Source organism: Desnuesiella massiliensis (assembly GCF_001403615.1).
Lineage (GTDB): Bacteria > Bacillota > Clostridia > Clostridiales > Clostridiaceae > Desnuesiella > Desnuesiella massiliensis.
Genome location: NZ_LN879457.1, coordinates 477914 through 498026, shown reverse-complemented (window position 1 = coordinate 498026; position 20113 = coordinate 477914). Strand labels below are relative to the sequence as shown.

Sequence of the window (20113 nt, the reverse complement as noted above, 5' to 3'; positions counted from 1 at the left end):
TATCAAGAAATGTTTTTAGGAAAACTATAACTTTTTCTCTTTCTCTTCGTCTAATTAGTAGGAAAAATTTTTAAAACGAGGAGATGAGTTTATGGAAAAATTAATGTCTATTATTGTTCTTCTTTCACTATTTCTTGTTCCCGGATATGCTCAAAATGGAGAAACACCTAATCCTGTTCCTATAGTGGAGCCAAGCCCTGTAAAACAACAAATTGCAATTAGAGGTGTGGTAAAGGATATTAATATAGGTAAGGATGGTGCCAACTTATTAGTTGAAGGAAATGTGGAGAAGGATACCTTGTATGATAAGGCCTCAGTACACGTTAATATCCACACTATCATATTAAAGGATAACCTTAAAAGACTTTATAGTGTTTCTGATATCCAAGTAGGAGATACTGTTGAAGTAATTTTTACAAATGATCCAGTAGCAATGATCTATCCTATTAGAGCCACTGCTGTTTCCGTAAGAATGATTTCTAATAATCCATAATAATAGATAAGAAGTTCGAAGGAGCCTTTTTCTAATTAAAGAAAGAGGCTCCTTTGTTATGCTTTTCTATTATATTCATCACTTCAAGCTTAAAATATATTTTACTCTAAAATGTCTTTGAATCTTAAATGTATCTTAAATAACTATAGTTAATTTTAATAATGTTAATAAATACTGTATAATGTATTAAGACATCCTTCACCTGTTATTTTTCTTAGGATGTCTAAAAGAAATGGAGGTGCTTCTAAATTGGATTACAGCAAGTTAGATGTTAAAGCAAAAAAATCTTGGTTTATCTCAAGGTTCATTGCACTAATAATATTTTCGGCTTTATCTATCACTATTAGAGTTATTGCCCATAATAAACTTGGTGATAAAGGATGGATTGCTAGTATCATTATAGCTTTAATTATTTTGCTGCTGATATTAAATACCTTTGTATATCCCACTATAGAGTACAAACAATGGCAATATACTATTACCGAAGATAAGATTGAGCTGGTTCATGGTATTTACTTTATAAAAACCACCCTTATACCCATTGTAAGAATCCAACATATTAAGACAAGCCAAGGCCCTATAAATAGAAAGCTTGGTCTTTCAAATATAGAAATCCATACCGCTGGAGGTATGCATGAAATTCCTAACATAACCAAAGAAAAAGCAGAAGAGTTATCTCAATATCTTAAAGATAAAGTTCACCAAAAAGTTAGTAAAAACCTAGAAGCTGAAGAAAATAACAAGGAAGATTAAGAGGAAATATATTATGAGAGAACCTATTAGAAACCATATTTCTTCTGTAATTATGAATGTATTTAAAACTATTAAAGAGTTTATATTTTTATATATAATAATAATTGTAAGACCTAACCCAGGAACCTTGTTTGTTTTGATAGTTCTATTCATTTTAACAATAGTTTTTTCCTTTATAAAATGGTATAAAACCTATTTTTATATAAAAGAAGATACTCTTATTTATGAAACAGGCCTATTTCAAAAAAAGGTACTAAGCTTATCCATGGATAAGATAGCTACTATAGATTTTAGTCAAAATCTTATACAAAAAATATTTAATACTTATAGATTGAAAATTGATAGTGGAAGTACTCAGGCTAAAGAGTCTGAGATAGATATAGTACTTAAAAAATCTATTGCTATTAACACAAAAGATATTTTATTAAAGTCTTCTCAAGAGGATAATTTAAATACGACTAATGCCACAGTATTCAAAGCCTCCTTTAAAGAACTATTTTTAACTGCTATAACTAAAAATAATTTAGCTTTAGGCATAGGTATATTCTTCTCACTATCTGCCTTTTTAGACGACATATTAAAGTTATTTAATATAGAATTCAAGGATACTCTATATTCTTATATAAAACTTGAACAGGTAATAAAGCAATCAATTCCTTCTCTTATTGTATCCATGGTAAAAGTGTTTTTAATAGTATGGATGTTATGTATAGTTCTATCTATTATAGGTACTATAATTAAATTTTATGACTTTAAAGTATATAAGGCAAAAGAGCATATAAGAATTGAATATGGTTTAATAAGCACAAAGTCCTATTCATTACCTATTAACAATGTCCATGCCTTGATATTAAAACAAAATCTTCTTAAGCAAAAGCTTGGTTTGTATAATGTAGAGGTTAGCTCCATTGGTTATGGAAATGAAGAAAAAGAAGAAGCTATTCTTTATCCCATAGCAAATAAAAAGCTACTAAATACTTTAATCTCTGAATTGCTTCCAGAGCTTCAAATACAATGGGAGGTAAGTTCAGCTCCTAAAAATACCTTAAGTAGCTTTATCGTAGTTCCTTTGATTATCAGTATAACAGCGCTTTCTATAATAACCTTGATATTCAACAAAGCTGCTATTTTATTCTTATTGTTACCATTGATAATAATAAGCAGCTATTTAAATTATAGGAACTCAGCCATAGGTTTTAACAACAAAATACTAACCTCTATATCTGGTGGCTTTAACAAAACAATATGCACAGTAAAAATCAGCAGCATACAATCCTTGTCTATAAAATCAAACTATTTTCAAAGAAAAAAGAAGGTAGGTACCTATATTATAGATTATTATGCTAATAAGCTAGTTGACATTATAGAAGTAAAGAATATAAAGGCTTCTCTGTTTGAGGAGATAGGAAGTAAATTTGATTATTAGAATAAGCATAGCCTCAGAGCATAATACTTCTGAGGCCATATCTTATTCTAGAAAAATTAATCATTTGTTATAATATTATTTTCTATTAGAAATTTATCTACTCGCTTTTCATATTCCTCCGCATTTCTCCAATAAGTTTCCACATGTGCTGCCTTGGGAGCTATGTATAAATCCTTAAAGTTCCTTTTGGCTTTGTGCATCTCTTCACTCATCCAAGTAGGTACAAAATCATCCTCTCCACCATGGGTAAATAATATAGGAGTATCAACTTTTGAGATGCACTGAATAGGAGATATGTCTTTAAAGCTCCACCCAGTTCTTAGCTTTGTAATGATACTAGTGATTTCTATTAAAGGTAATCTTTTAATCTTATAATCTTTTGCCAAATGATATTTAAATAAGGTAATAATATCTGAATATCCGCAATCTGCAATACAGAATTTAATTCGTGAGTCTATAGCTATATTTTGCAGAACTGTTCCAGCTCCCATGGATTCTCCTAGAAGCCCAATTACACTATCATTGCCAAGCTGCTTAAATACCCAGTCAGTACACGCCTTTAAGTCGAATTTTTCAAAATATCCAAAGGAAGTATCCTTACCGCCACTTAAACCATGATTTCTGTGATCGTAAACTAATACTGAAAACCCTTTATTTAAGAACATTTCCACGTATTTTAATGAACCATATAAGCTCCAAGTAATGCCATGGCAGAGAATAATGGCCCTTTTTGAATTTCTATTTTGAAAAAATAAACCATGAATTTTGTAGCCGTAAGGAGAATCAATAAAAACTTCTTCTTTTTCTAATCTATTTAGTTGTTCCTCTGAAATTCTCCCACTTTCTATTTCCCACTGATAAGTTTCCTCATATTTATGAGTGTTAGGACGAGTAATCTTTTTCGATAAGTAGTAGCAGAGTATAAATAAAAACATCATTAATAAAACAAAGCTAAATAAAATAATTACAGTTATGAATATCATTCAAATCCCCTCATTATCTTTTGATTAATATAGTTTATATGTTTAACTCTTGCCTGAACCTTAAGAGTTTATCTGAATAAAAAATACACTATAATTGTTTGCAAAATTTCATCATTTATTCATCTTCCATACTGCTATGCATAGTGGTGCTACTGTTACAATTGAAAAATCCCTTGAAGTTAATATACTAAATTAAATCTAATCTTATATTGTACTAATCTCATAATTTAAATCATATTATTATATAAATAAACCTCTTTAAATGAATATATTTTAAAATTAAAGTGTTTTCACTTTCTAGGTGGTGCATTGAAAATGATAGATAAATTGGCTTTACAACTTACCTCTCTAATTTGTACCGAGGCCTACAACAATGTTAAAGACAGAGCAAGGATACAGTATGGCTTAAGTATACTTTTAAGCGAAGGATTTAAAATTATTTCTCTAGTACTATTTTTTAATATAATACATAAGCAAAACTATTTTTATTTTTCCTTACTCATACTGCTATCTACAAGGGTCTTTGCTGGTGGATTGCACTTAAAGGGAGCTTTAAATTGTTTGCTTATAACAGCGCTGCTGTTTATCTCTACTAGTGTGCTTGCTCCCTTAATTTATAGACTTCCTGTAGCATATTACCTTCTTATTGGCATAGTAAGTTTTCTGATAGTTTTAATCCGGGCTCCAATCTGCAGTGTAAGGAGACCTATAAAAAATAATAAAAAAAAGCTGCAATACAAGTTTATGGCAGCTTTATCTGTGGCTTTGTGGACCATTATTTTATTGTTTTTAGAAAGCACTCCCTATATAAACTGCGGCTTCAGCACTATATTAATACAAAATATACAACTTGTGCTGATTAAAAAGCCGAAGCTATAACCTATTTAATAAGTAGATTGCGAGCTGGGGCGAGTAATGTTAACTACTCTATGCCTCCGGCTGAAAGGAGGAAAATTATGAAAAAATTACTTAACATCTTCAGAGGAAAAGCTATATTATGCGCACTTTGCCTCACCGTAACTTCCTTTGTATTTCCATGGTACGGCTCTTTTCTATTTCTTGGAGAGCCTGAAATTCCACAATGCTTGAAGGAAGAATAGTACCTAATCTATGGCAATTTAATACTGAAAACTGTATAGCTGTTTTCAAAAGATAGTTGGATTCTACCTCCGTAGGACTCAACTATTTTTTTCACATTATATAATCCGTATCCACGATTTTCTCCCTTTTTAGTAGTATATCCTGCATTAAAAATTTTACCGATATCATTAAATCCTATTCTTTTCCCTGTATTTCCGATCTCTATGATACAATTCTCTCCAAGGCAGCCTATATTTAAGAATACTTTTTTCAAATCATCTTTTGAACTTAAAACAGCTTCAAAGGCATTATCCAAAAGATTATTTAAAACCTCTGATAGTTCATAATCCTTAAAAAGAAATTTAAAATCCCCTTGAATTGTATACTTAAAATCAATACTATTCTTTGAAGCCTCATTTATTTTATTGTATATAATAGCTGTTACCACAGTATTATCTATTTGAAGTACCTTCTCCATATTTTCCATGGAAGCACTAAGAGAATCCATATATTGTACTATAGTTTCCTTCAAACTTTTTTCATCAGATACTATAACAAGACTGTAAACAGTATTCAAATGATTTTTAAAATCATGCTGTCTCCTTCTCGCATCCTCTAATAGCTTAGATATTACAGGAGAATATTTCTGATACTCCTCCAGTGACTTCTTTATTTCGTTATTTTTCATCTGATACTCGAGAAAAAACAAATTTGCTAAAATAAATACTATAGGAATAACAAGATACAGTGCAATCTCATCTAAGAACTCATGCCTTTTAAAATTCCATACCCACTTTGCAGTGACTATATAAATAAGAAGATTCACAGAAAAAAAGTATATTTTACAATTTTCCTGCTTAAAGAAAATCATTAGTTTTCCATAAGATACATATCCATAAATATAAAAACTTAAAAGCATACAGATGAGGTTGGCAATAAGTAAACATATGAAGTCATCCTTGGCCATAAAGGCTGGAATGGACAACCTCAGTACAATTATTAAAGTAAGCTGCATTATGCCAAAAATGGCCAGAACCAAACCGAACTCTAACAATAAATACTTTGTATTCTTCTTAAATGTAAACTTAATAGCTAGAAGTAAAAACAGATAATTAACTAAAAATTGTAAAGGCGGATAAATATAATTTGTAATTAGAACTACTAATGAAGTAAAGAATACAATGAGGGCACTTTTACATAATCTCTTTTCATATTTTTTATTAAACATGTTCCACAGCAGCATATAACTTCCTACTTCAAGGAATATTAGGATGAATATCTTACTATCACTCATCTATCTCCCCACCCACAATATTATTAAACCGGTCCATTATACACTTCTTATAATTGTTTCCTAATAATGCGGTCTCATCAGTATTATAAAAATAAATCTTGCAAGAAGTTTTATCATTAGTTTTTTCAATCTTATTGATATATTTAATATTAACCAAATAAGATCTATGGCTCTGAAGGATGTTCTTATCTTCTATCATTGAATTTAGTTTCTTAAGTGATAAATAGTCTATGGTGAAAGAACCGCTTATGGTATGAATTATCGAGGTTCTAATAAAAACTTCCACGAAAATTATTTCATTAATAAATATCTTTACCTGGATGTTCTTTATTGGAACGATTATAAATTTCTCCATGGTTTCCGTGACAGCAAGTTGTTCACAGCTGTCTAACAGCAAAAACTTTGTTATCCTTTGGATGTTTTCCTTATTATAAGGCTTTAGTATATAATCATAACAATGAATTTTCTTGAAGGCTGAAAGCATAAACTCTTTGTAAATCGTCACAAATATTATCCAGGTTAGTCCATACTTTTTTATTTTTCTTATTTCGAGAGCAAAATTAAGACCTGATTCATTTTTTAAATTAATATCAATATAGAAAAGATTAATCATCTTCTGCTGAGCTATTTTAAAAGCCTCTGCAGTATTAGTGGCTTCATATACTTGATACATGTCGCTTGATTGTTTTATAATATCTGACAGGGTTCTCAACTGAATACAATCATCTTCTAAAATTAATATATTGTACATATAGTATCATGCCCCTTTATATTGATTTGTCCTTAATTAAATATTCTATATTAATTCATAAATACCTTCCTGCAAAATTAACAATTTAGTTAATAGGATTAAATTTTTACCGAAATTAATTACAAAAATTAGCGTTTTCATGTAATCTACAATATGATTTAAAAGGATATATGCTATAATTAAGCTACAAACATATATCATTTTCTAAATTCTATTCAAAAAGTGAGCAGATTGCACCTATCCATATATTTATAAAAGGAGTGTGGTCTTGTGAATCTAAATTTTATTATTACTATTTTATGTGTAACGATATTCGGAATTGTTGCTATGCTGCTTGGATTCTGTTATAGACAAGATATAATGAAGGCTTTGTTCCAAGCAAAGACAACTGTTAAGAAGGATGAGTTCTCCTCTGAAGTTACATTAAATATTGACAAAAAAGAAAGCAATAAGTAGCTCTGCCAAGCTTCCTATTGCTTTAAAGAATATTTATTCATAACATCATAAGCCAATTGCACAGTCCCGCAATCCGCTCACTTAATAAGTATATCACAAATTTTGGTAATAATTCAATAGATAATTAAAAATTTTCCTAAGCTATTACTCAAATAAGATTGCTTATTCTTCATTTTCCTTTCGATAATAATACAAAAAATTAAATCCATTATCTTTTGATGTACCTATTAAATCTTCATGGATATGAAAATCAAAATTATACTGTTCACCATCTTCTTCTATCATCATATACTCAATATCACATGCAAACTTTATAAATACATCCTGGTTTGTAGATATAATAAAAACATTCTTAAAACGTTTAGCATTCAACTTTTTATCAGTAAGCCAATAATCAGGATATCTTGTATTATTATCTTTAATACTAATTTCACTAAAGTTTTGTGAAACACTATTTTTTATGTTAATGGCCTTAAAGATCTCTTTAGCCTTAAGTTGTGTAGAATGATAATTCACCAGAACAATATCCATATCAAATATGCCATAATTCTATTTAAGTTTATCATGAATCATTTGCAAATATAAACATTTATTGTATTAATAATTATATAAAAGTGTGCTTAAAAATAAAAATTCCTCCCATAAGGAAGGAACAAATGATTAAAATTTATATATTTAATTTCCATCACTTTTTCTTTTTTTCCTTATACTTCCCTTTTCCTTTAATGGGCCATTCTGTATTTTTTTCTTCATCCTTATCCTTGTTTTCATCTTCTTTTATAGCTTCCTTTGCTGGTTCCACTGCAGGCTCTACTTTAGGCTGCTGGGGTATTACTACTGGGGTAGTTTCCTCTACCTTACTCTTTACCTCTGGTTCTGATAGAATTTTTTCATCCTCTGTTTTATTATTAAACGCATTTGTCACATATAATATTGAAAAGAAAGCTATCACCAATGCTGAAAATACTAAGGAAATTTTCTTTAGTCTAACATTAGATGGCATTTTATGTTTTTTGCTCGTCTGCTTAGGTTTAGGGTCATTGTTATTACTATTACTATTACTATTACTATTACTATCAATATCCATACTACCTAAGACTCTCGTTTTTTCGTATTCACTTTTGCTATTAAGTCCCCTAAGATCATCTTTTAGCTCTTCCACAGAAGTATAACGATCCTTAGGTTCTACTTGGACAGCTTTTTGTATTATTCTCTTTAAATCCTTGTCCATGTTAATATCATAATTTTCATCCATAAGAGGCTCTAAAGGAGTAGATGCCGCTTTCCCCCTGACTAGAAAATACATCACCATTCCTATACCATAGATATCTGTTTGTTCTGAGGTTTTCCCTAAACCATATTGCTCTGGCGCCGCAAAGCCATTAGATCCTATTTTTACTATAGGTATAGTATCTGAGGCTCTGTTAACTCTGGAAATACCAAAGTCAATAAGTACTATTTTTTCAGTGGGGGTTATTATTATATTTGAGGGCTTTAAATCCATATATATTATTGGAGGATTTAGTCCATGCAGATAACTAATAATATCACATATTTTTAAAATAATTTGGCAAAACCTCTCTATGTCTAGATCACTATTTTTCTTAGTATATTCTTTAAGAGTCATCCCTTCAATATATTCCATAACCATATAAACCTTTTTATCTTCATAAAATCTATCCACAATTTTAGGTATACAAGGATGATCTAAATCCTTTAATATATCAGCCTCTGTTAGTACATCCATATTATTATTGGAATCTATCTCAACTTCCTTTATAGACCAAAGATTATCTAATCTAATATTCTTGCATAAATAAACCTTTCCCATGCCTCCACTTCCTAGAACTTTTATGACCTCATATCTATCATCTAGAATATATCCTTTACTAAGCATAGTACGCTCCTTAAAATTTTATTCTTGTACTAAATATATACGTAAATCACTTCCATTTTTAGGGGGGTATCTTTTAAAATTTATTTTATTATATTCGACAAATTAAGACTTTGACTATTTTTCAACAAAAATGCTTACAGATAAAACCTCCCCTCATAATCCTCAAAGGAGTACAGAAAATTTTTTAAGCAAAATATTGTACTCATTCTAAAATTAAAAGCATAGATTTAATAATGAAAACTTTCTAAATTTCTGTGGATAAAACTAGAACAATGCGAAAAATATTCATTATATTTAGAAAATTAAATATTTTTTATCGATGTTAAAATTTTATCATTGATTTCTGCAAAGGGTTACATTATAATTTAATTAATTTTAATATATTTTCCTAATTATATAAATAAGGGGGTAGTTTTCTTTGTGCCAAAACCATATTAATGACGAAAAATATGCTATTTTATCGGATTATGTCGACAGCTTATCTGATAAAAAGGGAGCTTTAATAGAAGTACTTCATAAAGCTCAAGAAATTTTCAAGTACTTGCCCAATGAAGTTCAAAATTTTATTGCTGAAAAACTGGACATACCTCTTTCTAAAGTCTATGGTGTAGTTACTTTTTACTCCTATTTTGCTACAGAGCCTAGAGGCGAATACGTAATTAATGTTTGTATGGGTACTGCTTGTTTTGTTAGGGGCGCTGCCTCTGTGCTTGAAGAATTCCAAAATAGATTAAACATTAAAGTAGGCGAAACTACTCCTGATGGCAAATTTACTTTAGAAGTATTGAGATGCGTAGGGGCCTGTGGTCTAGCTCCTGTAGTAACCATTAATGATAGAGTGTATGGACATTTTACCAAAGATCAAGTGCCAAAAGTATTGGCTGAATATTCAGAATAGGAGGGACAAACTTTGAGTAAAATTAATTCCTTTAATGAACTTATAAATTTATATGATGACTTAAAAGACTCTTTAAAAATTCGTCAGATTTCTCATGAGGAAGAAGTAAAAGCAGAGAATGCTAAGTGTGAAAGAACAGTACTAGTCTGCCATGGTACAGGCTGTAAGTCTGCAGAGAGTCATGCTATTTTAGAAAATCTTATTAACCAGGTGAAAGAAGCAAATTTATCTGAAGAAGTATTTGTTTATCCTACAGGCTGTTTCGGTTTCTGCGAAAAAGGTCCTATAGTAAAAGTACTTCCAGATAATGTTTTTTATGTCCATGTAAAACCCTCCGATGTACCTGAAATAGTTAATGAGCATCTTTTAAAGGGAAAAGTTATAGATAGACTTTTATACGAGGAACCTACCATTAAAGAGAAGGTTAAAAGACAAGATGAAATGTCCTTCTATAAGAAGCAAAATCGTATAGCTCTTAGAAACTGTGGACTTATAAATCCTGATGATATAAAAGAGTGCATCGCAGCTGAGGGTTACAAGGCTCTTGGAAAATGCTTAACAGAAATGACTCAAGATCAGGTTATAAAATTAATCATAGACTCTGGCTTAAGAGGAAGAGGCGGAGGAGGCTTCTCTACTGGTAAAAAGTGGTCTTTCGCTAAAATCTATGAAGCAGATCAAAAATATATAATTTGTAACGCTGACGAAGGAGACCCAGGCGCTTTCATGGATCGTTCTATATTAGAAGGAGATCCTCATAGTGTTATTGAGGCTATGGCTATTGCAGGCTATGCCATAGGCGCTTCTGAAGGCTGCGTTTATATAAGAGCGGAATATCCTCTTGCCATAAGCAGACTTAGAAATGCCATAAACCAAGCTAAAGAGTACGGGCTACTTGGCAAAAACATCATGGGTACTGGCTTTGATTTTGATGTAAAGATAAAATATGGCGCTGGAGCCTTTGTATGTGGTGAAGAAACCGCATTAATTCATTCTATAGAAGGTAACCGTGGAGAACCTACTAATAAGCCTCCTTTCCCAGCAGAAAGCGGGTTATGGGAGAAACCAACCTGCGTAAATAACGTAGAAACCTTAGCAAATATACCTGCTATCATCCTTAATGGAGCTCAATGGTATAACTCTATTGGAACAAATACTTCCAAGGGAACTAAGGTATTCGCCCTTGCAGGAAAAATAAACAATGTAGGGCTAGTGGAAGTACCTATGGGAACTACTCTTAGGGAAATAATCTATGATATAGGCGGCGGCATAAAGAACGGACGTAAATTTAAAGCTGTACAAACTGGTGGTCCTTCTGGCGGATGCATACCTGCTTCTAACTTAGATACAGCTATTGATTATGAATCCTTAAATTCCATTGGTTCTATGATGGGCTCTGGCGGTATGATAGTAATGGATGAAGACAACTGTATGGTGGATATAGCTAAGTTCTATCTAGAGTTTACCGTAGATGAATCCTGCGGAAAATGTACACCTTGTAGAGTTGGTAATAAAAGACTTCTTGAAATACTAACAAAGATAACAAACGGTCAAGGTACTGAACGGGATCTAATTAAGCTAAAAGAGCTAGCTGAAACCATAAAGGACACTGCTTTATGCGGACTTGGACAAACTGCTCCAAACCCAGTTTTAAGCACTATGAAATATTTTATGGATGAATACGAAGCTCATGTTAAGGAAAAACGTTGCCCTGCTGGTGTATGTAAGAATTTAGTTCAATATGAGATTACTGATAAATGTATTGGATGTACTAAATGTGCTAGAAATTGTCCAGTAAATTGTATTACTGGCAGTGTTAAAACAAAGCATACCATAGATGCTGCTAAATGCATCAAATGTGGAAGCTGTTTCACTGCTTGCCCTGTAGGCGCAATCATTAAAAAGTAAGGAGAAGCGAGGTGTGCACTGTGAGTTTAATTAATTTAATAATAAACGGAAAAGCCATAGAGGTTGAACAAGGTACTACCATCTTAGAAGCTGCTAAAAAATTAAATATAAATATACCTACCCTCTGCCATCTTAATCTTCACGATAACAAAACTGTAAATCATCCTGGCTCTTGCAGAGTCTGTGTGGTAGAAGTAGAAGGCAGAAGAAATCTTGCTCCAGCCTGTTGTACCCCTGTGTCCATGGGCATGATAGTAAAAACAAATTCCATAAAAGCAGTAAAAGCCAGAAGAAATATGGTAGAGCTTTTACTTTCAGACCATCCTCAAGATTGTCTGCTTTGTAAAAAGAGTACAAACTGCGATCTTCAGAAACTAGCTGTAGAGCTTGGAATTTTTGAAATAAAATATAAGGGTGATATATCTACCTATGATTTAGATGATTCTAGCTACTCCATAATCAGAGATTTGGATAAATGCGTTCTATGCAGACGCTGCGAAACCATGTGTAATGAAGTACAAACTGTGGGTACCCTATCTGCTGTAGGCAGAGGTTTTGAAACTGTGGTATCCCCTGCTTTTAAGCTTCCTATGCTTCAAACTAACTGTACCTTCTGCGGTCAATGCGTAAGTGTCTGTCCTACCGGTGCTCTAATTGAGGTTAATAATGTCTCAAAGGTTTGGGACGCTCTAAACGATAAAAGTAAAACTGTTATAGTGCAAACTGCTCCTGCGGTAAGAACAGCTCTTGGTGAAGAGTTTGGTATGGAGCCCGGAACTTTAGTCACAGGAAAAATGGTAGCTGCCCTTCGCGCCTTAGGATTTGACAAGGTCTTTGACACCGACTTTGCGGCAGACCTAACTATAATGGAGGAAGCCACAGAATTTATTCACAGATTAGAGCATGGCGGAAGACTTCCTATGCTTACTAGCTGCTGTCCTGCTTGGATAAACTTTATAGAACAAAACTTTAGCGATTTACTAGATATTCCATCCTCTTGTAAGTCTCCTCAACAAATGTTTGGAGCTATAGCAAAAACCTATTTAGCAGAAAAAATGGGAGTTAAGCCTGAGGATTTAATAGTGGTTTCAGTTATGCCTTGCCTTGCTAAGAAGTATGAGGCTGCAAGACCTGAAATGGCTAGAAATGGAGTGCCAGATGTAGACATAGTTATCTCTACAAGAGAATTAGCTCAAATGGTAAAAGAGGCTGGTATAGATTTTGTCTCCCTAGAAGATGAAGCTTTTGAAAATCCCTTAGGAGAGTCCACTGGTGCTGCGGTTATCTTTGGTACTAGCGGTGGTGTTATGGAAGCAGCTTTACGTACTGCTTACGAGTGGGTAACTAAGGAGCCTCTTGAAAGTCTAGACTTTGAAGCAGTAAGAGGGCTTCAAGGTATTAAAGAAGCTACTGTAAAAATTAAAGATTTGGACGTTAAGGTGGCTATAACTAACGGACTTGGTAATGCTAGAAAGCTTCTTCAAGCTATAAGAGAAGGTAAAGCAAATTATCACCTAATTGAAATCATGGCTTGTCCAGGAGGATGTATCGATGGTGGTGGTCAGCCATATATCCATGGAAATACAGAAATCCTGCAAAAGAGAATGAAAGCTATCTATAAGGAAGATAAGAATAAGACCATAAGAAAGTCTCATGAAAATCCATATATCAAGAATTTATATGATGAATTTTTAGGAAAGCCTTATGGTGAAAAGGCTCATGAATTGCTTCATACTCACTATAAGAAGAGAAAATAATCTCTATATAAAAAATAGGAAGGTAAAATAAGCCCTTCCTATTTTTTATATAAAATTCATGTTACACATCCAGACAAAAGGTATAGGAAATACTTTATTTAACACCTCATAAAGCTTTTTATCATTACTGCATAAATCCATAAGATTAAAATCTAAGCTTCCAAAAATAAGTCTATTCACTTCTTTTATAGACTTTAATTCTATTACCTCTTCTTTAAATTTTATGATGTAATTTTGATCTATCTTTTTAAACTCTAAATCTTGTAGTTCTTCATGGTTTAAATACTGAGAAAAATAAGGTATAAACTTTTCCATCATAGCTTCATAATCTAAAACCTTTATAGAGCAGTACTGGTCGATTTCGCTGCAAACTGATCCTTGCTTTTTAAGTAGTGGAACTATAGTATCCTTCCAAGTAGAAAACAAGCTTACTTCCTCCACTTTCAGCATATTATATAGCTTCGGTAAGGAACAGGCTAATGCTCTTCTATCACCTGAAAACTCTTTGATTAAGGCTTTATTAGTTTTCCTATCAACCATTACCACCACATAGGCTATGATATTATTTTCTTCCTTGAGGCATAGAGTATAGAACTCAAGGTTTCCCCAATTATAGGTAGCTCCTTGCTTGAATAATACAAATTCTTCATAGCTTCTATAATATCTATTTATTTCTCCATTATATAAAGTTATGATATCCTCAAGGTTCTTTTCGTTAAAGTCTTCAAACTCAAAGGCAGTATCCTTTAAACTTATGGACTTATTAATTTCAAACTCATAGCTTTTTCCTATGGAACTAGCTCCCCTAGAAAGGTAAAGCCCTCTTTTACCGGAGATTATTTCAAAAAGTATTCCTTCTGATATCATTTTATTTTCCACATAATCTAAAAGCTTAGAGGCTATAGCTTTTCCCCTAAATCTTTCCTCTGTACAAACAGCACCAATGGAAGCCACTTTTAAGGAAGTACCTTCTATAATTATATTGCTTATATAATAATTCACACAGCCTATAACCTCATCCTCTTCTATGGCAATTATCATATGCTCCACATTATTTGCCCCTAAAAGCAAAGGAAACTCTAGCTGCATGGTAGGTTTTAAATTCTCTGACTCTCTAAAAACTCTATTAATCAGAGCTATGGTTGCTTGTCGTTCTTCTTCCCTGCATTCTCTTATAATCATAACCTTCACCTCTTAAATCTCTATAGTTCATAAAGATATACTCTTCTGTTTTCCTTTATGGACATTCTAATAGCTATCATAGCTTTTATTAATTCTTCTATTTTATTAAGGGGTATGGGATAAGTATTATTCTCTATGCCTTTAATAAAAGCTCTTATCATTGCCTCATATCCCAAAGGATCCTCTTCATATTTTTCTTCTAGGAAATATTTTTTCTTCGTTCCTATTATCATGGTGTTGAAGCCATAATGCTCAGCTATGGCAGTTAATATAATCATTCCTATGGAGCCATTATTAAACTTTAGCTTTACAATACCATTATCCTCTGATAGAGCTTGTTCATATTTTACTTTTTCTGAATTAGCCTCTACATATTCTATACCGGGTCCTAAAATATTGTAAACTGGTTCTATGCCATGAATTCCAAAGTTTAAAAGTTCTCCTCCACTTTTTTCAATTTGGTCCTGCCAGGAATTTTCCTCTTTTAAATAATTGCTCATATCGTGGCACACAAAGGAGGTGGCATTAATCATCTGCCCAAATTCTCCTTTAGAAACCAATTCATTAACTTCCCTATATTCTCTTTTATAAGAAATAGCTGAAGAAGTCATGATTATAGAGTTATTTTGCTTGCTTAATGCTATAATTCTTTCTAGGTCCTCAATATTTAATGCCATAACCTTGTCAATAAATAGTGGTATTTTTCTTTTAACAAAGGGTATTGAAGCCTCTACATGCTTATGGCTTTCTACTTCTATAAATACTCCGTCTATATGCTCTTTGTAGGTATCCTCAAATTCCTTTATTACCTTTATATTAAACCTCTCACCGAAGTTCCTTGCCTTTTCATAATCATAATCCCATACAAATGCCACTTCATGCTTTAACTTTTGCAGAAGCTTTGCAAAAGTATATGGATGTGATAAGCTAAGACCTAAAATTCCAAATTTCATTTAAGACACTCCTTATTTCATGAGATTAATCTTTCAAACCCGATGTAGCCATACCTTGAGTAAAATATTTTTGCATACTAACAAAAATTATTAATGTAGGTAAGAAATTTAATACTGCCCCAGCCATCTGCAAGCTAAAAGAGGCATTCTGGGTCATCAAGGAAGCTATTCCTACACTCATAGGATACATCTTAGCATCTGTGGTGAATATCAACGGATAGAATAAATTATTATAATGACCTATGAAGCTAAATATAGAAATTGTGGCCATAGGCTGTTTTGAAAGAGGTACTATCACTCTCCAAAAGGTTTGAAATTCGCTTGCTCCGTCTAACTTAGCTGCCTCTATTAAACTATCTGGCACAGAGAGCATAAATTGTCTCATCAAGAAAAAACCAGTTATATCCCATAAGTTAGGTATCAAAAATACCTTATAAGTGTTAATCCAATTTAGCTTATCAAACAATATATAATTGGGCATAACCAACATTTGGCTAGGTACCATTATCATAGATAAAAACATCCAAAATATAACATTTTTACCCCAGAAATTTTTTTTGGCAAAGATATACCCTAAAAGTGTGCATAATATCACTGAAGTAAGTACAGGTATTATAGATATTATCATTGAGTTTAAAAACCACTTTCCTATATATCCATCTCTCATTATTACCTTAAAATTTTCTAAGGTTATCTTATCTGGCATCCAATTTGAAGGGCTTCCACTAAAATAAGATTTATTTTGTAAGCTTCCCAACACCATTATGATAAAAGGGAATAAAAATAATAACCCAAGTATAATCATCATAAGATATATAGTGCTACTTTTAATTTTATTTTTCCACATTAAATTATATTTCAACTTTATTCCTCCTCAATAAATTTAAAGTTGAGGTAAGCTTAGTTTTAGTAGTAACTAGCATCTCCGCCTATGGTCTTCTTCTGAAGTATAGAAATTACTAAAATAATAATAAACAATACAAAAGATAGAGCACTAGCATAACCTAACCTTGACTGAACAAAGGCTTGTTGGTATATATAATAAACTATAGTTGTAGTAGAGTAATTGGGTCCACCTCCAGTTAATAAATAAGCAGAATCAAAAATTTGGAATGAACCTATGGTAGTCATTATAGCTACATATAAAGTAGTTGGTTTAAGCAAAGGTAAAGTAATATGAAAAAACTTTTTCAAACCCGTTGCTCCATCAATTTCTGCTGCTTCATATAAAGACTCTGGAATTTGCTTTAATCCTCCATAGTAATAAATCATTACAGAGCCAGCTACTTTAAATATACTAAGTCCTGCTAAAACTAGTAATGCTACTTTAGTATCAGCTAAAAATCTCTGTGGTGGTACTCTGAATAGTTTCAGAAAATAATTTGCGATACCATTCTCATAAGAGGTAAATATCCATTTCCATATTCCTGCTACAACTACGAAAGAAGTGACCACAGGTAAAAAGTATACAATTTTGAATATAGTTGTATTTTTATTTTTATAATTAATAAGAAGAGCTAAAATTAAGCCTAAAACTAAAGTAGGTAATACATAATATATTGTAAAAAGCAATGTATTCCATAATGACTTGTAAAATACAGGATCACTCAACATTTCTGACCAGTTTTTCAGACCTATGAATTTCGATTTACCTATAAATCTATAGTCTAAAAAACTGAGTACAAAGGTACCTATAAAAGGAATAATTTTAAAAATTAAAAAATGTATCAATACAATAGATACTATTAGGTATGAAAACAAATTTAATTTTAATTCTCTTAATATTTTTTTAAATAAAGGTCTTTTATTCGCATTAAAAGAGTATGCTTCAGTTTTAATTTCTCTAGCCACCTTTTTTCCTCCTATCAGAGATTAATAAGTAAGTTTGGGATTAAGGCAACCCCAAACTCGCTATATAAACTTTATTGTGGTTTAAGATCCAAACTGTCTTTAACAGCTTTTTCTACCTTTGGCTTAGCATCTGAAATTGCTTTTTCAGGAGTCTTTTGTCCTAAAACAACAGCTTGAATCTCTGGATTCAATAAGGACAATATGCTTCTGCCTGCTGGATGCACCACCCCTGGTCTAACAAACTCAGCTAGTTTAGTAACTTTGTTTAAATATGGATCATCTTTGTACATATCTCCTAAAGATGTTCTTGGTGGTATATATTTTGTATTAGTTAAGAAAGTTTTCATGTTTTCTGCACTTGTTAGATGTAGAATAAATTTAGCAGCTGCATCTTTGTTTTGGCTGTTATGAGCTAAGGCCCAGGAACCTAATGTTCCAAATAATACTTGTTCTTTATTCTTTAGAGCTGGACCAACATCATATTTAAAAGGTAACTCCTTAAATACGCTTGGTAAATTTTCACTTAATATCATAGCTATTTTTCCCTCTTGGAATAACGCATCATGTTCTGTTAAAGCTGTAGCTGCATCCTCGGGAACGTATTTATTAGCATATAAGTCTCTCATGAATTGTAAGGATTTCTTTCCAGCTTCACTATCTAAAGTGTATTCTCCCTTGTCATTTATCACATTTCCACCTGCTTGCCACAAATATGGATAATAAGTTGAATTAGGAGTATTTCCTAAAGTCATAGCCATACCGTAAGCTCCAGTTTTCTCTTTTACCATTTTACTCATATTCATGAGATCTTCCCAGGTTTCAGGCAGTTTTTTTGTATCCCATCCCGCCTTCTGTAGCAAATCTAAATTATAATTATAAGCCATTACTGTTTGCAGCATAGGTATTCCATATAATTTACCATCCACTGTGGCTCCTTTTAAAATCTTTTCTGGAAAGTCTTTTTTAATATCCTCTGTAACGTATTTATCAAGAGGTTCTATTATTCCCATAGTTCCAAATTGTGCTAAGTGATCTGTGATAAGATAAACTACATCAGGTCCTTTGCCTGCTGAAAAAGCTGTAAGTAATCTTTGGTCTCTATTAGCCCAAGGTACTGTTTGAAGGTCAACTTTTATATTTTGGTTTTTATCTTCAAAGGATTTCACAAAACTCTGCCACATTTTTTGTTCTTCACCTTGATCCTTCATAAAAGGATGTACCCATACCGTAACTGTTTCTTTTCCCTCCTTATCAGCACTTTTTTTGCCACCACAGCCAGCAAGAGTTCCTACTAGCATAACTGTAGTTAATGCTGTGCTCACTAGTTTTAAAAATTTGTTCATAATCTTTCCCCCTATCTTATATTTTTATTTTAATGTTAAACTGAATTTTTCAGTTTAATACCTTTAACTATTTATGCTAAAGAAGTAATTTTGAATCTATTCTCAGTGATTATATTGCTTATTTGCTTGTTATTAAAAAAATCTATCATATTATCTATCAAAGACAATGTCATATATTGTCTTACATCCACTGTTGGCCCTCCCATATGAGGTATTAATACTACATTGTCTAATTTTCTTAAAGGGCTAGTATCCTCTAAGGGTTCCTGTTCAAATACATCCAAAGCTGCTTTTATATGTTTTTCTTCTAAAGCCTTTATTAAATCCTTTTCATTTATTATAGGACCTCTTGCTGTATTAACTAATAAAGCATTCTTTTTCATAAGTTTAATTTTTTCATAGTCTACTAAATAATGAGTCTCCTCAGTATAGGCAGCATGTATAGATATTATATCGGAATTTATCAGAACTTCATCTAAACTCTTCTTTTCTACATTGTTATAATTAAGGGTAGAGAAATCTAAGTAAGGATCATAAATCAAAACCTTTACATTAAATGGTTTTAACATCTCCAATAAATATTTCCCCACAGCTCCTAACCCTATAAGCCCTATAGTTTTATAAAACAACCCTTGATTTTCAAAATCATTGCTTCTCCAAGGTTTTAGATGCTTCATAGAATAATCATAATAACTTATATCTCTTAAAGCTGTAAGCATATAGGCTAAAGTTGCTTCCGCTACTGACTGTGCCATTACATCTGCACTGTTAATCAGTATTTTATCCATACTAAAAAAGTCTAGATCTATATATGGACTTAATGCTCCTCCTAAGACCCCCACAATCTTTAATTTAGGAAACCTATTTAGTATTTCAGAAGGATATTTTCCGCATCCCCATCCTAAAATTAAGCCATCCATATTTTCTAAATACTTATACTTATCATGATCTATATAGTCTTTCGTAGGATTAAATAAAAATTCTACATTAGTTATATTTTCAATATAGTTTAAGACTTTTTCTGTAAAAAAGGTTTCTCTTTCTTTATTATTCGGCAATGCTATAAAAATTTTCTTTTTATCCAAGCT

Annotated in this window: 20 protein-coding genes; 9 read left to right on the top strand and 11 right to left on the bottom strand. The window is 31.9% G+C overall.

What is annotated here, in order from left to right; translation table 11 throughout:
• The first annotated feature begins 91 nt into the window (after positions 1–91).
• The 3 genes from BN2665_RS20290 (at position 92) to BN2665_RS20280 (ending at position 2672) form a co-directional block, all read left to right on the top strand.
• Positions 92–493 carry a hypothetical protein gene (locus BN2665_RS20290; protein ID WP_055668936.1) on the top strand — a complete coding sequence of 134 codons (402 nt, stop codon included), beginning with the start codon at positions 92–94 and terminating at the stop codon, positions 491–493.
• Between the two features lie 249 nt (positions 494–742).
• Positions 743–1246: a PH domain-containing protein gene (locus BN2665_RS20285; protein WP_055668935.1), complete on the top strand. Its 504-nt coding sequence runs from the start codon at positions 743–745 to the stop codon at positions 1244–1246.
• Between the two features lie 13 nt (positions 1247–1259).
• Positions 1260–2672: a PH domain-containing protein gene (locus tag BN2665_RS20280; protein ID WP_055668934.1), complete on the top strand. Its 1413-nt coding sequence runs from the start codon at positions 1260–1262 to the stop codon at positions 2670–2672.
• Between the two features lie 56 nt (positions 2673–2728).
• Here BN2665_RS20280 and BN2665_RS20275 read toward each other — a convergent pair whose 3' ends face one another.
• On the bottom strand, positions 2729–3655 hold the full coding sequence (locus tag BN2665_RS20275) for an alpha/beta hydrolase (protein WP_055668933.1): 927 nt from the start codon (positions 3653–3655) through the stop codon (positions 2729–2731).
• Between the two features lie 315 nt (positions 3656–3970).
• On the opposite strand from BN2665_RS20275, the gene BN2665_RS20270 reads away from it, so the two are divergent.
• Both BN2665_RS20270 and BN2665_RS27140 read left to right on the top strand, forming a co-directional pair.
• Positions 3971–4534 carry an accessory gene regulator B family protein gene (locus BN2665_RS20270; RefSeq protein ID WP_055668932.1) on the top strand — a complete coding sequence of 188 codons (564 nt, stop codon included), beginning with the start codon at positions 3971–3973 and terminating at the stop codon, positions 4532–4534.
• A gap of 77 nt (positions 4535–4611) precedes the next feature.
• Entirely contained in the window at positions 4612–4755 is a 144-nt protein-coding gene (locus BN2665_RS27140) for a cyclic lactone autoinducer peptide (RefSeq protein WP_154674998.1), read from the top strand.
• An 8-nt stretch (positions 4756–4763) separates the two neighbouring features.
• Here BN2665_RS27140 and BN2665_RS20265 read toward each other — a convergent pair whose 3' ends face one another.
• Complete coding sequence (locus BN2665_RS20265; protein WP_055668931.1) at positions 4764–6029, bottom strand: sensor histidine kinase; 1266 nt, start codon at positions 6027–6029, stop codon at positions 4764–4766.
• Complete coding sequence (locus BN2665_RS20260) at positions 6022–6780, bottom strand: LytR/AlgR family response regulator transcription factor (protein ID WP_055668930.1); 759 nt, start codon at positions 6778–6780, stop codon at positions 6022–6024. Before BN2665_RS20260 ends, BN2665_RS20265 begins: the two co-directional genes overlap by 8 nt.
• Positions 6781–7050: 270 nt before the next feature.
• Between BN2665_RS20260 and BN2665_RS20255 the strand changes: the two genes are divergently transcribed.
• Complete coding sequence (locus BN2665_RS20255; RefSeq protein ID WP_055668929.1) at positions 7051–7236, top strand: hypothetical protein; 186 nt, start codon at positions 7051–7053, stop codon at positions 7234–7236.
• Positions 7237–7398: 162 nt separating this feature from the next.
• Here the strand turns inward: BN2665_RS20255 and BN2665_RS20250 are convergent, their stop codons facing one another.
• Complete coding sequence (locus BN2665_RS20250) at positions 7399–7752, bottom strand: hypothetical protein (RefSeq protein WP_055668928.1); 354 nt, start codon at positions 7750–7752, stop codon at positions 7399–7401.
• 169 nt (positions 7753–7921) lie between these two features.
• Positions 7922–9133: a serine/threonine-protein kinase gene (locus tag BN2665_RS20245; protein ID WP_055668927.1), complete on the bottom strand. Its 1212-nt coding sequence runs from the start codon at positions 9131–9133 to the stop codon at positions 7922–7924.
• A gap of 433 nt (positions 9134–9566) precedes the next feature.
• Between BN2665_RS20245 and BN2665_RS20240 the strand changes: the two genes are divergently transcribed.
• The 3 genes from BN2665_RS20240 to BN2665_RS20230 are packed head-to-tail and all read left to right on the top strand — an operon-like array spanning position 9567 to position 13696.
• Positions 9567–10031 (top strand): NADH-quinone oxidoreductase subunit NuoE family protein, encoded by a 465-nt coding sequence (locus BN2665_RS20240; RefSeq protein WP_423229885.1) that lies wholly within the window; start codon positions 9567–9569, stop codon positions 10029–10031.
• Positions 10032–10043: 12 nt separating this feature from the next.
• Positions 10044–11939 (top strand): NADH-quinone oxidoreductase subunit NuoF, encoded by a 1896-nt coding sequence (locus BN2665_RS20235; RefSeq protein ID WP_055668925.1) that lies wholly within the window; start codon positions 10044–10046, stop codon positions 11937–11939.
• A gap of 20 nt (positions 11940–11959) precedes the next feature.
• Positions 11960–13696 (top strand): NADH-dependent [FeFe] hydrogenase, group A6, encoded by a 1737-nt coding sequence (locus BN2665_RS20230; protein WP_055670022.1) that lies wholly within the window; start codon positions 11960–11962, stop codon positions 13694–13696.
• 45 nt (positions 13697–13741) lie between these two features.
• Here BN2665_RS20230 and BN2665_RS20225 read toward each other — a convergent pair whose 3' ends face one another.
• The 6 genes from BN2665_RS20225 to BN2665_RS20200 form a co-directional block, all read right to left on the bottom strand.
• Entirely contained in the window at positions 13742–14878 is a 1137-nt protein-coding gene (locus tag BN2665_RS20225) for a GNAT family N-acetyltransferase (RefSeq protein WP_055668924.1), read from the bottom strand.
• Positions 14879–14898: 20 nt separating this feature from the next.
• A complete protein-coding gene (locus tag BN2665_RS20220; protein ID WP_055668923.1) occupies positions 14899–15831 on the bottom strand; it encodes a Gfo/Idh/MocA family protein in 933 nt (310 codons plus the stop codon).
• Positions 15832–15856: 25 nt separating this feature from the next.
• A complete protein-coding gene (locus BN2665_RS20215; RefSeq protein ID WP_055668922.1) occupies positions 15857–16693 on the bottom strand; it encodes a carbohydrate ABC transporter permease in 837 nt (278 codons plus the stop codon).
• 44 nt (positions 16694–16737) lie between these two features.
• Complete coding sequence (locus BN2665_RS20210; protein ID WP_207643702.1) at positions 16738–17682, bottom strand: carbohydrate ABC transporter permease; 945 nt, start codon at positions 17680–17682, stop codon at positions 16738–16740.
• 71 nt (positions 17683–17753) lie between these two features.
• Positions 17754–19025 carry an ABC transporter substrate-binding protein gene (locus BN2665_RS20205; protein WP_055668921.1) on the bottom strand — a complete coding sequence of 424 codons (1272 nt, stop codon included), beginning with the start codon at positions 19023–19025 and terminating at the stop codon, positions 17754–17756.
• A gap of 71 nt (positions 19026–19096) precedes the next feature.
• Positions 19097–20110 carry a hydroxyacid dehydrogenase gene (locus tag BN2665_RS20200; protein WP_055668920.1) on the bottom strand — a complete coding sequence of 338 codons (1014 nt, stop codon included), beginning with the start codon at positions 20108–20110 and terminating at the stop codon, positions 19097–19099.
• Between the last annotated feature and the right edge of the window lie 3 nt (positions 20111–20113).